The 1,012-nt window shown below is 69.2% G+C and carries 1 pseudogene; it reads left to right on the top strand.

Annotation, left to right across the window (positions count from 1 at the left end):
• Positions 1-104 precede the first annotated feature (104 nt).
• Positions 105-1,012, top strand: a pseudogene (locus tag AQY21_RS02625) (AAA family ATPase); the annotation flags it as partial.

The raw sequence follows: 1,012 nt of genomic DNA, 5'->3' as shown, positions 1-1,012 counted from the left end.
ATCCCYGCAATCCGAACCCCGAATCCGCAACCCGTAATCCTCCATCCTGGGCTTCCCTGGCCCGTCACGCCATCCGCGGCCTCGAGGCCGATCTTGCGAACAAAATGACCGACAACTGGGATCCGGCGCTCGACCCCGAAGACATGGACCTGCCCGAGCTGCTGGAGGCCGCCATGTCGCCTCCGGGATCCGCCGCGCTGGATGCCCTGAACACCAGCCCCACCGCGCAGAACGTCTCCCCGGAAGAACACGACGCCATTGCGGACGCCGGCGGCGATCCGGCCGCCACCGCAGCCAATGGCACATCGCAGCCGCGCATCCGCCTGCCGGCGGGCAAGCTGATCCCGCTGCTGCGCCTTGCCGCCAGTATTGGCAGCCTCAAGGACCGCGATGCGATGCTGGTGCCGGGCGCCATCACCGTGATCGAAGGCATTCCGGGCAGCCTGATCGATGCGCTCAAGAAGCTGCTGCCGCATGCGTTGCCGACCGGCTGGTCACTGGCCATGTCCATGGGCCGGCTGCCTCGCGACAAGCCTTATCTGCTGGTGCTGGGTCCGGAACTCATGAACGGCAAGATCTCCGACCACGCCGAACGCGGCTTTGCGGCGGAACTGGCAAGCGCCATCGACATGCGGGTCCCGATCCTGATCCTGCTGCCGGATGTGGCGACGGCACCGCCGGTGCTGCAGCACCCGCCTGTCCAGCGCCGGGCCTTTGCGCCTCTGTCGGCGAAGATCCTGATCACCGCCCTGCGCGCCACACACAGCGCCACCGGCCGGGTCGACGAGACCGCGGTGTGCGCCGCCCTGCCGGACGACGCCGCGCTGTCTGACCTGGAGCCACTGGCCCTTGGTCTCGCCATGCGGGCGCCGACTGCGAAGGCGGTTGCCGAGCGGATCGCCGCCCTCACGGTCAAGGCGCCACGCGCCGCGGCTGACGGCCCCTGGCTCGAGGATATCCATGGCGACACGCCTGCACTCCGCGCCGCGCGCCAGATCGTGCGCGACCTTCG

The sequence above is a fragment of the Paracoccus sp. MKU1 genome, from assembly GCF_001447385.1.
In the GTDB taxonomy this organism is placed as follows: domain Bacteria; phylum Pseudomonadota; class Alphaproteobacteria; order Rhodobacterales; family Rhodobacteraceae; genus Paracoccus.
The sequence above is the reverse complement of the archived record's forward strand: the minus strand, read 5'-3'. Positions and strand labels throughout refer to the sequence as shown.